Genomic DNA, 14,547 nt, shown 5'->3' with positions numbered 1-14,547 from the left:
GTAATTAAAATTATTTCACAACTCTTTCCAAAACCCAATCAATAAGATTCTGTTCGGAAGCGTGATGATCTTTCGAAAATTCGCCTCTTCGTCTGTTGGCGATTACATTGTTTACGGTAATGGCTTTATGACCTAAAAGTTTAGAGAAAGCGTAGATAGCAGAAGTTTCCATCTCAAAATTGGTAATTCCCAGATCATTTAAAGTTTCCAAAAACTGTTCGTCTGTTGCCTGCAGACGCAACTGTCGGCCTTGTGGCGCATAGAATCCCGGAAAAGTTGCTGTATTTCCGTGGTATTTTGCGTCTTTGTACAGTTCGCCCAATTCTTCAGACCATTCTGAAAAATAAAGCATCGGTTTTATCTTTTCGTAAGGGAATTTTTCATAAAAACTTTTCGAAAATTCATTTTCAAACTGATAATCTTTGTAGAAATTCATCAGTCCGTCGAGACCGACAACGTTTTGGGTAACGAGCATATTGTCTACTTCCACGTCGGGATTCACACTTCCGCAGGTTCCCATTCTGAAAAGTTTAAGTGAAGTTTTTTCAGATTTGATTTCTTTCTTTTTTAAATCGATATTGACCAAAGCATCGAGCTCATTCATCACGATATCAATATTTTCGGTACCGATTCCTGTAGACATCACGGTAATTCTTTCACCTCTTAAAATTCCCGTGTGGGTATAAAATTCTCTTTTATTTTTTTTGATTTCTACTTTGTCGAAATGTTTTGAAACCTTTGCCACACGGTCGGGATCGCCTACGAGAATAATTTTTTCGGCAATGTCTTCGGGTAGAAGATTTAAATGATAAATGCTTCCGTCTTCATTGAGAATAAGTTCCGAAGCTGCAAGTTGATTAAGCATAATATTTATTTTTCTGTTTCTAAAAGTACTAAAATTGATATAAACGAAATGTAAACATTATTTAATTTATCGTTAAAATGTTACCAATTCAAAGAAGGTACATTTGCCGGTAAAAAAATCGTGAGATCTTACTTTATACTTATTCCCGCTATTCTGGTTGTATTATTTTCCATGTCTTTTAATGATGCTGACAGAGGTTTAAAAACCGAAAATACATTCATCAGTCAAGGTCTTACCAATTTCAAAATCGAGCTTGAATATCTGAAAAACGATGCCGAACTTTTTTCAGAAAACAGAATTTCAGTTGAGAAGCTGCGTGAAACCATCAGAAAGACCCGAAATTCTTTCAAAGAAATCGAATTTTTTGTAGCCTATCATTATCCTGAATTTACAAAAACCCATCTTAATGCTGCACCGCTCTTTCATATTGAAGCAGCAGGAACAACCGCTTTCACTTTACCACCGGAAGGGTTGCAGGTTTTAGAAGAATTGATTTTTTCTGATGAAGCCGAAAATGAAAAGGAAGAGATAAAAACCATCACCAATTTTCTATATAACAGTTATGCTAATTTCTACCTGAGTACTCTCAAAAATGGCGTAAGCAGCGGAACCAACAAGACGTTACCCCTCAGAATCGAACTGATCAGAATCTACAGTTTGGGAGTGACTGGTTTTGATACGCCGGGATCTTTAAATATTTCTGAAGAGTCTGCTCACGCTTTTCTGGGAATGAGAAATTATATTTCGGATGATGTTTATTTTAAAAGTTATAAAACTGAAAAAGCTATTCAGATTTTAGATCAGACTATTCAATATTTAGGGAGAAATAATGATTTTGAAACTTTTGACCGTATTTTATTTTATAAAAAATTCATTCAGCCTTTGTATGAGGAATTCGGTACATGGGATGGCAGACCGGATGATCTCAAAAACTTTTCAGGATGGAATGTTTCCAACAAAGATTTCTTTAAAGCTGATTTTTTTGATCCCTATTTCTATACGCTTTTGAAATCTTCCGAAGACAGTGAAGAATTGCGGAATTTAGGCGAAAAGATATTTTATGACACCAGTTTCAGTGCGAACGGAAAGATGAGCTGTGCAAGCTGTCATTTGCCGGAAAATGCATACACCGATTTAAATTCAAAATCACTGAGCAATGTGGAAGGAAAAACGGTATTAAGAAATTCGCCTTCACTTTACAATGCGGTTTTTGCGAAAAGATTTTTCTATGACATGCGTGCTTTTTACCTCGAGCAGCAGGCAGAACATGTGATTTATAACAAGGAAGAATTTGATACGGATTATGAAAAGATAGTTGCAAAATTAAATTCAGATAAAAACTATAAGAAATCTTTTTCAACTTTATTTAAAGACAAAAAGATTACAAAACAGAATTTTTCGAAAGCTTTAAGTTCATTTGTTGCTTCACTGTATTCTTTTGAAAGTGATTTTGACCGTTTTATGAGAAATGAAAAGGAAATTTCTGAAGATGCCAAGAAAGGATTTAATCTTTTTATGGGAAAAGCCAATTGTGCGACCTGTCATTTTGCCCCACACTTTTCGGGTTTGGTGCCGCCGTTTTTTAATGAAAATGAATCTGAAGTTTTGGGAGTGACCAAAAAACCGATTTCAAATCTACCTGTAGAACTCGATGATGACAAAGGAAGAATAAATTCCAACGTGAAAAAAGAAAGTTCGTGGATTTATGAAAATTCTTTTAAAACAATGACCGTACGAAATATTGCTTTAACGAAACCTTATTTTCACAACGGAGCTTTTAATACTCTGGAAGAAGTGATTGAATTCTATAACGAAGGTGGAGGAGAAGGTTTGGGATTGCCCATGAAAAACCAGACACTTCCTGCGGACAAACTCAATCTTTCTGAGGCAGAGAAGAAACAGTTGATTAGTTTTCTGAATACTTTGACGGATATCAGCAAGGCTAAAACTCAGGTGAAGAAAAAATAATCATCCGTTGATTCAGATTATTAAAATTATAATTTAAGGATACGGGATTAGAGTTTCGGGTTGCGAAAATATACTTTTGGGATGCAAGAATATACTTTTGGGAAGCAAGAATATAGTTTTGGGATACAAGAATATACTTTTTGGGATGCGAGAATATTGTTTTGGGAAGCAAGAATATAGTTTTGGGATACAAGAATATACTTTTGGGATGCAAGAATATAGTTTTGGGAAACAGGAATATACTTTTTGGATACAAGAATATACTTTTTGGAAGCAAAAATATTGTTTGACTTTGCAAAAACTAAGTTCGCCAAAGCAAGAATATCATTCGACATACGGATAATTACAAATAACATTTTCATAGATACAACTTTACCTCACAATAGTTTAGATTCCTCCGGAATGACAAAATGAATGTTGATTTTAGCGTTGTGATCAAAAACGGACATTCTTTTCTGATTTAATAATAATTTAACCTGCGTAACATTCACCTTCAGTTTTATTAATATTCATCGCTGTTTAATTAAAGATAGCGTAACGCAAAGCCATCAGGAAACAGATAGTTTTGCACTTGAAAAATGATAATTTAATAAAAAAGTGAAAAGAAAACTACTTACGATCGCAGCCCTTGCATTGATGACTACATCAATCTTCAAGGCTCAGACTACACAAACGACTATTTTTGATCTGGCAAGTTCATGGAAGTATTATGACCTGGATAATGCACCAGCTTCAACATGGAAAACCACAACTTTTGATGTGTCTTCCTGGTCATCAGGGATTGGGCCATTAGGATATGGCGATCCTGTAACCACAGTAATTCATGGCGGTGCTGTCGGATTATCTACAGCATATTTCGTAAAAGATTTTTCTGTAAATCTTGCCAATCTTACCAATAATATGGAATTTGGTGTACGGAGAGATGATGGAATTGTGGTCTATCTGAACGGTGAAGAGGTGATCAGAGACAATATGCCAACCGGTACGATTACTCATACAACGGCATCCAGCACCACCATCGACGGAGCTGCGGAGACAGCAATCAATATTTTTACCATTCCAAAAAACAAATTTGTACAGGGAAATAACAGAATATCAATTGAACTGCATAACAGAACCGGTTCAAGTTCAGATTTAACAATTGATGCTTATCTGAAAACTATCGTTGCTGCTCAGCCTTTAGGTTCGGTAGTAGTACAGGGTTCAAGTTGGAAATACAAAGATGACAACCAGCCTCTGGCAGCGCAATGGAAAGATTCAAACTATAATATTTCAACGTGGTCAACTGGAGATGGACCTCTGGGATACGGAGATCCGGTAACTACAACTCTTAATACAGGATTATCAACAGCATATTTTGCCAAAGATTTCACAGCGAATTTGGCTGACCTTTCCAATAATATGGAATTAGGCGTAATGAGAGACGACGGTATCGTAGTGTATTTGAACGGTCAGGAGGTAGTAAGAGACAATATGCCGACAGGTACTATCACTCACGATACTTTTTCAAGTACTATTATTGACGGAGCTGCAGAAAATATCTACAACACGTTTGTAATTCCTAAAAATAAATTTGTACAGGGAACCAACAGAATTGCTATTGAAGTTCACAACAGAGATTTGACCAGTTCAGATTTGAGAATGGATGCCTATATTCAAAACTCAACTGTAGTGGCGCCTCCTGTAAGTTGCAACACAGGTACACACATCAGCTGTTTTACATCTATTATTCCAACAACACAGACTTCAAAGCTTATCATTCCTGCTGAACACAAATATCAGCTGATTTTAAAAGAAGGAGACAGCTACACAGAGGGCGGAGGATTAGTAGGTGGACAAAATGACTTTACAGCTTATGTAGCAAAAAATAACAGCAGTATAGACGGTTATTTATCTGTCAACCATGAGACTAACCCAGGTGGAGTGACAATGGCAGAAGTCAACTACAATGCTGCAACAAAACTTTGGCAATTGTCGAGATCAAGAGCGGTAAGCTTCTCAGATACAAGTCTGGTGCAGACCATCAGAAACTGTTCGGGAGGTATTACACCATGGGGAACTGTGGTTACGGCAGAAGAATCTGTAACTTCAGCTGATACCAATGCCGACGGTTACAAAGATTACGGTTGGTTGGTAGAGATCAATCCTGCAACAGCTCAGGTGATGTCTCACAATACCAACGGCACAAAAGATAAATTGTGGCAAATGGGAATCATGAACCACGAAAATGTAGTTGTAAATGACGCAGGAACGGTCGCTTATTATGGTGAAGACGGCGGGACAAATATGGTGTACAAATATGTGATGGACACACCCAATAATCTTGCGTCAGGAAATCTTTATGTATTAAAACTTACCAGCGGACTGAGCGGAGGAAATCCCGTAGCAACCACCGGAGAATGGATACAGATTCCAAATAAAACACAGGCAAACCAAAATAATACGACCGCTTTGGCACAGTCTCTTGGCGGAACTGCCTTCAACGGTGTAGAAGATGTGGAAATCAGTCCTCTTGACGGGAAAATCTATTTTACTGCAAAAGGTCTGGATAAAGTGTACAGAATGACAGACAACGGAATGACTCTGTCAAATGTAGAAACTTTTGTAGGAGGAGCATCAACAGTTTATTCTTTCAACACTGCTCAGGGAATCAAAACCGAATCGTGGGGTGACGGAAATGACAATCTTACTTTTGACGAATTGGGTAATCTTTGGGTTCTTCAGGATGGCGGTAAAAACTACATTTGGGTAATCGGTCCGGATCACACTCAGGCAAACCCGAACGTGAGATTGTTTGCTTCTATGCCAGCAGGATCGGAGCCTACAGGTCTTACGTTTACACCAGATAAGAAATTCGGTTTCTTCAGTATTCAGCATCCAAACTCAACGATCAGTACAGATATTGATGCAACAGGAAATACCATCGACTACAGAGGGAAATCTGCAACGGTTGTAGTGGCACTTTCACAATTCTTAGGAACTGCAGGAACGTTGGCAACTACCGAGGTAGTTAAAGAAACTGAAGTGACAGTAGCACCAAACCCTACATCAGGAATTGTAAAAATCAATTCTCCGAAAGCACTGAAAAACCTTGAAATCACTGCATACAGCATCGACGGAAAGATTATGTTTAAGAAGAAATACAGCGGTTCAACAAGTCAGCTTGAATTAGACTTAACTAATGAGCTGAATGTTTCCAGAGTTTTAGTTTTAAATATTGAAGCAGAAGGATTCCAGAAAACTGCGAAGATTCTTAAAAAATAATACTAATTTTTTTATAAGGCTGCCGGATTTTTCCGGTGGCCTTTTTTTATTATGAAGAAGTTTTTGGTTTTAATTTCAATGTTCTTTTTATCTGAAATGAATGCTCAGATTGATCCTGTAAAATATCCGACTTATACAGATATTGACGCAGCTTTACAATCTAAAGAGACCGTCTACAGCATGAGTTTCCGGGATAAGGGACTTTTTAATCTTCCGGCACAGATCTCAAAATTAAATTCGATTTTCTTTCTGAATTTAATGGGGAATAATTTTGAAAAAATTGATGAGGTACTTTTCACTTTAAAGGAAATGGAAATTTTATATTTAAATGAAAATAACATCAAATACATTCCTGATGAAATTACAGCATTTCAGAAACTGAAGACATTTTCAATGAATCTGAATCAACTGACATTCATTAATCCTGAATTTTCAAAACTTCAGAATCTGAAAGCCGTACATCTTGAAGCCAATAATTTAAATATTTTTCCACCGGCACTGACCAAAATTTCTGGTCTTGAGGAAATTAATCTTCACAGCAATCAGATCAGCAGTGTTTCTGATGTTGACCAAATAAAAAATTTGCAGTTTTTAAATCTCTCTTCAAATCAAATCAATGATTTGAATGATTCTGAATTTCCAAAGAAATTAAAATACCTCGAACTTCAGAAAAATACCATTACGGCAATTCCTGAATCTATTTTAAATTTAAAAAAATTAGAATTTTTAAACATCGGAGAAAACAAAATCACAAAAATTTCGCCGAAAATTAAGAATATGAAAAAGCTGGCGAGTTTAAATCTGGCGAATAATCTTTTGGAAAAAATTCCTGAAGAAATTACTCAGCTGAAAAACTTAAAAACATTAATTCTCAACGGAAATCCATTGAAGAAAGATGAGGTAGAACACCTCAGAAAAAAAATGCCGGAAACCCAGATCTATTTCTAGATTATCCGCCGACCCTTTTGGTCTTGAAGCCCATTTCTTTAAGGATATCCATTATTTTATCACGGTTATCGCCCTGTATGATAATCGTTCCATCCTTTTCAGAACCACCGATTCCTAAGGTGGTTTTTATTTTTTTGGAGATTTTTTTCAAATCTTCATCGCTGCCTTCCCAGCCTTCAACTATAGTTACCGGCTTGCCGTTTCTGCCTTTTTTCTCAAATTTACACACCAAAGGTTCTTTTTGTTTAAAAGCTTCTTCGGGCATTTCAAAATCCTGCTCTTCGTGAGTGGGGAAAAGGTTTTTCAGTTGGTCTCTTAAATCCATAAGGCAAAATTAAAAAATTCTCTTCAAATAAGATATAGAATGCTGATTCTAATTAACTGCTATTTTCTGTACAAAATTTTATCATCTGATAAAACAATGTTTCCGCTTGTATTAAAGAGGAAATCATCATAAACTTTTAGTTTATTTTGACTTTTAATAAGTTCATCAGAAGTTTTATGGTCAAACCAATTATTCAAAAAGCATTAATCTCCATGAATTGTGAATCAGATTCTGACTTACTGACAGTGTTTTTTAATGAATCAATTTTCTTTTTATCTTAAAGCATTTCAGCCTGAATAAAACGATCGGAAGGTCCCGCAAGAATGCCTTTAGAATGATCAATATAAATGTGTTGAAATTTAACTTTTTGTGGTTTGAATTTAGAAACATCTAATATTTTTTGTAAAGCAGATAGATTTTCTGATACATTTTCAATTTTATTTGATTTTTTATGATAATTACAAGATACAGAGGCAAAGAGAAATAATGCTGAAATTAGAACAATGTATTTTTTAATTTTTATCATACCATAAATTTAATATTAATAAGTATAATAATATTACAATTAGAAATGTTTTTAATCTTGGGTTTTAACAGTCTTTAATCAAAATTTAAGCACCACAAATTCGGATTTTCATTTATAAATGGATAAATTTGTTTTGTTAAAATTTTCAAAGAATGTCAAAAAAAGCAATATTAGCAATCCTTGACGGATGGGGAATCGGACTGAATCCTGAAGTTTCGGCCATTGAACAGGCCAACACACCGTTTATGGACAGCTGTTTCCAGAAATTTCCACACACCACGCTTGAAGCCAGCGGTCTTGCCGTAGGTCTTCCTGCAGGACAAATGGGAAATTCTGAAGTAGGTCATATGAATTTGGGTGCCGGAAGAGTTGTTTACCAGAATCTGGTAAAACTCAACATGGCTGTAGAAAACGGAACGCTTGGCCACGAGCAGGTAATTGTTGACGCTTTTGATTATGCTAAAAGAGAAAATAAAAGTGTACACTTCATCGGTTTGGTTTCCAATGGTGGCGTTCATTCCCATATCAATCACTTAAAAGGACTTCTGTCTGCCGCCAAAGATTTTGGTTTAAATGAAAACGTTTACGTTCACGCATTTACAGACGGTCGCGACTGTGATCCGCATTCAGGTTTGGAATTTATCTCAGAACTGCAGGAGCATATGGCTCAGACCACCGGAAAACTGGCAACGGTTACCGGAAGATATTTTGCAATGGACAGAGACAGAAGATGGGAGCGTGTGAGACTGGCTTATGATGCAATGTGCTCAGGAATCGGCTTCAGAACTACTGATGTATTGTCAGCAATTCAGGAATCTTATAATGACAATATCACAGACGAATTTATCAAACCAATCATCCTTACCAAAGAAACACAGATAGGAAATATTGTTCCGGTGGCGAAAATGGTAGATGGCGATGTTGTGATTTGCTTCAATTTCCGTACAGACCGCGGTCGCGAGATTACTGAAGTTCTCTGTCAGCACGACTTGCCGGATTACCAGATGAGAAAACTGGATTTATATTATGTTACACTGACCAATTACGATAAAACGTATCAGAATGTAAAAGTGGTTTTCGATGAAGATGTTTTAAAGGAAACAATGGGTGAAATTCTGGAGAGAAACGGAAAATCACAAATCAGAATTGCAGAAACGGAGAAATATCCACACGTTACATTTTTCTTTAGCGGTGGAAGGGAAGAAGAATATCAGGGTGAGAGAAGATTGCTTTGTCCAAGCCCGAAAGATGTTCCTACCTACGATCTGAAACCTGAAATGTCTGCTTACGATATTACCAATGTTATTTTGCCTGAACTTAAAAATCAATCTGCAGATTTTATCTGTTTGAATTTTGCAAACACTGATATGGTAGGGCACACCGGAGTTTTTGAAGCCGCTGTAAAAGCTGCCGAAACGGTGGATAAATGCATTGAACAGGTTGCTACAACAGCTTACGAAAATGGTTATGCTGTTTTCATCCTGGCAGACCACGGAAATTCTGATGTAATGAGAAATGCCGATGGATCCCCGAATACACAGCATTCAACCAATCTTGTTCCTCTGATTGTGATGGATAAAGATCATGAATGGAAACTCAAAGATGGAAAACTCGGCGACATGGCTCCAACAATTCTGCATGTGATGGGTGTGGAGATTCCCGCAATCATGACGGGAGATATTCTTGTGAGTTAGAAAAATATACAGCAATATAAATGCATAAAGGCCGTTGTACAAACAGCGGTCTTTTATGATAATCATCATAACGAACTGTATATTATGTTACAAATAATAAATTAAATCATATCTTTGCAACTCAAATAAATCAATTTAGAATGTATCAAAGCTTGGTAAGGAAAGAAGTAATGGGAATTTTGGAAAAGGAAGTGGGCTCTTTTCTTGATAAATTTTTGACCCCTATCGAAAAAATTTGGCAGCCCTCAGATTATCTTCCGGATCCGTCAAGTGCTGATTTTAAATATGATTTAGAAGAAATTCAGACTTTCGCACGCGAGATGCCTTATGATTTGTTCGTAACGCTTATCGGTGACTGTATTACAGAAGAGGCATTGCCTTCTTACGAATCATGGTTGATGAGCGTAGACGGAATTGATCAGGAAAAAAGCGGACCGAGCTGGGCGAGCTGGATCAGATCATGGACGGCCGAAGAAAACAGACACGGTGACCTTCTCGGAAAATACCTTTACCTGTGTGGAAGGGTAAATATGAGACAGATGGAAATCACTACCCAATATCTGATCAGTGATGGTTTTGATATCGGAACAAGTATGGATCCTTACAGAAACTTTGTTTATACAAGTTTTCAGGAAACAGCAACCAACGTTTCGCACAGAAGAGTAGGAACTTTGGCAAAACAGACCGGAAACGGAAAACTGGCGAAGATGTGTGGTGTAATTGCGGCTGATGAAGCAAGACACGCTAAAGCCTACAAGCATTTTGTTGCAAAAATTTTAGAATTAGATCCGTCGGAAATGATTTTGGCATTTGAAGATATGATGCGTAAAAAAATCGTGATGCCTGCGCACATGATGAGACAGTCTGGTCAGGCAGCAGGTGAACTTTGGGGACATTTCTCAGATGCAGCACAGAGATGTATGGTTTATACAGGTCAGGACTACATCAATATTATGAAAGATCTTCTGGATGAATGGAAAATTGAGCACATCACAGGACTTACAGAAAAGGCAGAAAAAGCTCAGGAATATTTAATGAAACTTCCGTCAAGACTTCAGAAAATTACAGACAGAATTTCTACTCCGGATCTGCAGTTTCAGTTTAATTGGGTTAAAAGTTAGATTTCGATTTAACAGTTTTTATAAATACAGAGTGCCGCAGCAATGCAGCACTCTTTTATTTTATTTAGTATCTTTGCCGAGCTAAATCATACATAAAAGATGAATAATAAAAAAATAGCAGTAGATTTTGACGGAACAGTAGTGGAAGATGCCTATCCGGCGGTAGGGAAAGCTAAAATTTTTGCTTTTGAAACCTTAAAAAAGTTACAGTCTGAAGGATACAGATTGATTCTTTGGACGTACCGTCACGGTCCCGCTCTGGAAGATGCCATCGAATTCTGCAGAAAAAACGGTGTAGAATTCTACGCTGTAAACTCAAGTTTTGAAGGTGAGGTATTTGATTCTGCCACACAATCCAGAAAAATTGATGCCGACTGGTTTATCGATGACAGAAATATCGGCGGTTTTCCGGGCTGGGGAGAAATCTACAATATCATCACAGAAAGAATTGAATTCCGTGTAGAAGGCGGCGAAGTCTTAGCCTACTCAAAATTAAAGAGAGAAAAGAAGAAAGGTTTATTTTGGTAAGAAACAAGATAAAAGTAAAAAGATACAAAATTAAATAAAGTAAAATTTAAACTCGTATTTTAATGAGAGATAATGATTTACTTGAAAGAACTTTTAAGTTTGGAGTCAACTGTATTAAATTTCTTCGAAATCTGCCAAACTATCCTGAGTACAAAGTAATCAGGTTTCAAATATGTAAATCGGCTACCTCACTTGGAGCAAATTATGAAGAGTCTCAGGCTGGTTCCTCTTTGAAGGATTTTCGAAATAAAATCAGAAGATCTTTGAGGGAAACCAGAGAAACGAACTACTGGTTGAGAATTATAAAATCATTAAATGATTTTGAGTCCTCTGAACTGGATGCTCTTCTAAAAGAAAGTTTTGAACTGAAGAATATTTTTGGAAGTATTCTCAATAAAACAAACGATAAAAAAGATAATATTAATTAAAATTGAACAAAGAGTCGGATAACTTGTTTCTTTTTCCTTATCTCTTGGTTCTTATTTACGAATGATTCATTTAAAAAATATAGACGAGCTTCGTCTGATGAAAGAAAGCGCAAGACTGGTTTCCAGAACTTTGGGAATGATTGCAAAAGAAATCAAACCGGGAATTACGACGCTTCATTTAGATAAATTGGCTCACGATTTTATCAAAGATCACGGCGCTGAGCCCGCATTTTTAGGATACGGAGGTTTTCCTTATTCACTTTGTATTTCGCCTAATGATCAGGTGGTACACGGTTTTCCAAGCAAGGAAGAAATCAAGGAAGGCGATGTGCTTTCTGTAGATTGTGGCGCTATTCTCAACGGATTTGTAGGAGATCACGCTTACACATTCGAGATCGGAGAAGTTGATCCTGAAACCAAAAAATTACTGAAAGTTGCCAAAGAATCTCTGTACAAAGGAATCGAGCAGTGTGTGAGAGGAAAAAGAATCGGAGATATTTCTTATGCCATCCAGAACCACTGTGAAAAACAGGGTTACGGTGTCGTTAAAGAACTGGTGGGTCACGGAGTCGGAAGAAAGATGCATGAAGATCCTCAGGTTCCCAATTACGGAAGACAGGGAAGTGGTAAAGTCATTAAAGATGGTTTAACAATCGCTATTGAGCCCATGATTAATCTTGGCACTGAAAAAGTGAAGTTCCACAGCGATGGCTGGACGGTAACGACTTTAGACAACAAACCTTCTGCGCATTTTGAGCATGATGTTGCGGTAATCAACGGAAAACCGGTGCTGTTATCGACATTTGAGTATGTTTATGAAGCATTGGGAATTGTGAGTGATGAAGAGAAAGCTTTTCAACTGGATTTTTAATCTTTTGTTAAATTTTCTACCAATATTCCGCTGCTTCGCAGCTTGTAACACAAATACATAGTGAAAAAGCTAACCAAACTTTTACTCAACAAAATTCCCCGTCCGATGCTTATTCAAATGAGTGTCTGGACACGTCCGCTGATTTATCAGTTCTTTAAAGGTGACCGGTTTTTCGATCCTATCGATGGCAGATCTTACAGAAAATTTTTGCCTTATGGATATGGAACTCAGCGTGAAAATGCTTTGTCACCAGGAACTTTAAGTCTTGAAAGACACCGTCAGATGTTTCTGTATCTTCAGAATGAGACCGAATTTTTCACCAGAAACTATAAAGTTCTGCACATCGCTCCCGAACAGGAATTTTTGCGGAAATTTAAAAAGATGAAAAACCTGGATTATATTTCTGCAGATCTTTTTTCGCCGATCGTTGATGTGAAAGCTGATATTCTGGATCTTCCTTTTGCGGATGAAAGTTTTGATATAATTTTCTGTAATCACGTTTTGGAACATATTCAGGATGATGCAAAAGCGATGAGCGAGCTGTACCGTGTTATGAGACCCGGAGGTTGGGGGATTTTGCAGGTGCCAATGAAGAATTCACTTGAAAAAACATATGAAGATTTCACGATTACCGATCCGAAAGAAAGACAAAAACATTTCGGGCAGTATGACCACGTTCGTTGGTACGGAATGGATTATTTTGACCGTTTAAAATCCGCAGGATTTGAAACTGAAATTAATTTTTATTCGCAACAATTTTCTGATGACGAAATCAAAAAATACGGTTTAAGAAAAAACGAAATTCTACCTGTCGTTTCAAAAAAATAAAAAAACGGCTTCAGATTCTGAGGCCGTTTTTATTTTAAGTACCAATTTGCTTAATTATTTACCGTTTCATTTAAACTTGAACACTTATTTACAATTCGTGTCTTTCGTCAAAATTCGTGTCATTAGTGACTTACAGCCTTCAAACCAATCACAGAACTAATTAATGTACAGATAAAAAATATCCTCCAGAAGCTTGCAGGATCTTTAAAGACAAAAATTCCGACCAATGCTGTTCCTACAGCGCCGATCCCGGTCCACACAGCGTAAGCCGTTCCGATAGGTAAGGTTTCGGTAGCTTTGATGAGGAGAAGCATAGAGATTGTAAGACAAGCTAAAAATCCTCCGAACCACCAGTACATTTCGTTTCCGGAAGTTTCCTTCACTTTTCCGAGGCACGATGCAAAGGCAACCTCAAATAATCCTGCGATGATTAAAATAATCCAGTTCATTCTAATTAAATTTATCCGTCAAAATTGAGGTTTTAAAATCAATAAAAATTTTACAATTGTTAAAAAAAGTATTTTCTCTAAAACTCTAAAACTCTAAAACTCTAAAACTCTAAAACTCTAAAACTCTATAACTCTAAAACCCTCCAACCCTCCAACTCAATCACTTCATCTCCGCCCGAATCCTGCTCAAACTCACCTGCGACATCCCCAAATACGATGCAATATGCCCTAACTGAACTCTCTGCAAGAGGTAAGGCTTGTATTTCATTAAATCTTTATACCGTTCCAGAGCAGTTTTATACTGTCTCGAAATAATCAGTTCCTCAGTTCTTATCAGTTCACGTTCTGCAAATTTTCTTCCCCAATTGGCGATGTGAATATCTTCATTAAATAAAATTCTTAATTTTGAGATTTCAAGCTGATACAGTTCACAATCTTCAAGAAGCTCAATACTTTCGTAGCCAGGCTTTCCTTCCACATAACTTTTCATGGAAACAATCGGTTCGCCTTCCGTTCCAAACCAAAACGTAATGTCATTATTTTCTGTTGAAGCGTAAGCTCGGGCAATTCCTTTTTTTAAAAAGTAAATATAGGGCACCACTTTGTTGACTTCCATTAAACAAAAACCTTTTGGAAAGCTCACTTCTGAAATATGCTGTTTCAATTTTTCCCTGGAAATTTCAGGAAGCGGATAAATGGTATCAATTATTTTGTCGATGGTCATTACGGGTT

15 protein-coding genes are annotated in these 14,547 nt (G+C 36.8%); 9 read left to right on the top strand and 6 right to left on the bottom strand.

Translation table 11 applies throughout. The features are described 5' to 3' along the window. Nucleotides 1–10: 10 nt before the first annotated feature. Entirely contained in the window at nt 11–865 is an 855-nt protein-coding gene (locus IC610_RS04610; protein WP_191735442.1) for a nucleoside phosphorylase, read from the bottom strand. A gap of 120 nt (nt 866–985) precedes the next feature. Between IC610_RS04610 and IC610_RS04605 the strand changes: the two genes are divergently transcribed. Continuing rightward, entirely contained in the window at nt 986–2,833 is a 1,848-nt protein-coding gene (locus tag IC610_RS04605; RefSeq protein WP_191735441.1) for a cytochrome-c peroxidase, read from the top strand. 47 nt (nt 2,834–2,880) lie between these two features. Here IC610_RS04605 and IC610_RS04600 read toward each other — a convergent pair whose 3' ends face one another. Continuing rightward, entirely contained in the window at nt 2,881–3,195 is a 315-nt protein-coding gene (locus IC610_RS04600; protein ID WP_191735440.1) for a hypothetical protein, read from the bottom strand. A gap of 235 nt (nt 3,196–3,430) precedes the next feature. Here IC610_RS04600 and IC610_RS04595 point away from each other — a divergent pair, with 235 nt between their 5' ends. Beyond that, nucleotides 3,431–6,097, top strand: coding sequence for an alkaline phosphatase PhoX (locus IC610_RS04595; protein WP_317173347.1), 2,667 nt, complete (start codon nt 3,431–3,433; stop codon nt 6,095–6,097). 51 nt (nt 6,098–6,148) lie between these two features. Continuing rightward, entirely contained in the window at nt 6,149–7,045 is an 897-nt protein-coding gene (locus tag IC610_RS04590) for a leucine-rich repeat domain-containing protein (RefSeq protein WP_191735439.1), read from the top strand. A 1-nt stretch (nt 7,046) separates the two neighbouring features. On the opposite strand, the gene IC610_RS04585 is transcribed toward IC610_RS04590, so the two are convergent. Both IC610_RS04585 and IC610_RS04580 read right to left on the bottom strand, forming a co-directional pair. After that, nucleotides 7,047–7,370, bottom strand: a complete 324-nt coding sequence (locus tag IC610_RS04585) for a translation initiation factor (protein WP_191735438.1) — start codon at nt 7,368–7,370, stop codon at nt 7,047–7,049. A gap of 277 nt (nt 7,371–7,647) precedes the next feature. After that, complete coding sequence (locus tag IC610_RS04580; RefSeq protein WP_191735437.1) at nt 7,648–7,896, bottom strand: hypothetical protein; 249 nt, start codon at nt 7,894–7,896, stop codon at nt 7,648–7,650. Between the two features lie 152 nt (nt 7,897–8,048). Between IC610_RS04580 and gpmI the strand changes: the two genes are divergently transcribed. The 6 genes from gpmI to IC610_RS04550 all read left to right on the top strand — a co-directional run bounded on the left by gpmI (nt 8,049) and on the right by IC610_RS04550 (nt 13,366). Then, nucleotides 8,049–9,590, top strand: coding sequence for a 2,3-bisphosphoglycerate-independent phosphoglycerate mutase (gene gpmI, locus IC610_RS04575; protein ID WP_191735436.1), 1,542 nt, complete (start codon nt 8,049–8,051; stop codon nt 9,588–9,590). A gap of 140 nt (nt 9,591–9,730) precedes the next feature. Then, a complete protein-coding gene (locus IC610_RS04570) occupies nt 9,731–10,711 on the top strand; it encodes an acyl-ACP desaturase (protein ID WP_056079472.1) in 981 nt (326 codons plus the stop codon). Nucleotides 10,712–10,810: 99 nt separating this feature from the next. Next, the gene (locus tag IC610_RS04565; RefSeq protein WP_056079475.1) at nt 10,811–11,239 is read left to right on the top strand and encodes a BT0820 family HAD-type phosphatase; all 429 of its coding nucleotides are present in this window, start codon (nt 10,811–10,813) and stop codon (nt 11,237–11,239) included. A gap of 62 nt (nt 11,240–11,301) precedes the next feature. After that, complete coding sequence (locus IC610_RS04560) at nt 11,302–11,667, top strand: four helix bundle protein (protein WP_191735435.1); 366 nt, start codon at nt 11,302–11,304, stop codon at nt 11,665–11,667. Between the two features lie 61 nt (nt 11,668–11,728). Further along, nucleotides 11,729–12,538 carry a type I methionyl aminopeptidase gene (gene map / locus IC610_RS04555; protein ID WP_191735434.1) on the top strand — a complete coding sequence of 270 codons (810 nt, stop codon included), beginning with the start codon at nt 11,729–11,731 and terminating at the stop codon, nt 12,536–12,538. A 60-nt stretch (nt 12,539–12,598) separates the two neighbouring features. Further along, a complete protein-coding gene (locus IC610_RS04550) occupies nt 12,599–13,366 on the top strand; it encodes a class I SAM-dependent methyltransferase (protein WP_317173346.1) in 768 nt (255 codons plus the stop codon). A 122-nt stretch (nt 13,367–13,488) separates the two neighbouring features. Here IC610_RS04550 and IC610_RS04545 read toward each other — a convergent pair whose 3' ends face one another. Both IC610_RS04545 and IC610_RS04540 read right to left on the bottom strand, forming a co-directional pair. Further along, nucleotides 13,489–13,815, bottom strand: coding sequence for a DMT family transporter (locus IC610_RS04545; RefSeq protein ID WP_191735433.1), 327 nt, complete (start codon nt 13,813–13,815; stop codon nt 13,489–13,491). Between the two features lie 160 nt (nt 13,816–13,975). Further along, nucleotides 13,976–14,539 carry a Crp/Fnr family transcriptional regulator gene (locus tag IC610_RS04540; protein WP_191735432.1) on the bottom strand — a complete coding sequence of 188 codons (564 nt, stop codon included), beginning with the start codon at nt 14,537–14,539 and terminating at the stop codon, nt 13,976–13,978. Between the last annotated feature and the right edge of the window lie 8 nt (nt 14,540–14,547).

The organism is Chryseobacterium caseinilyticum (assembly GCF_014837145.1).
GTDB lineage: Bacteria > Bacteroidota > Bacteroidia > Flavobacteriales > Weeksellaceae > Chryseobacterium > Chryseobacterium caseinilyticum.
The sequence above is the reverse complement of the archived record's forward strand: the minus strand, read 5'-3'. Positions and strand labels throughout refer to the sequence as shown.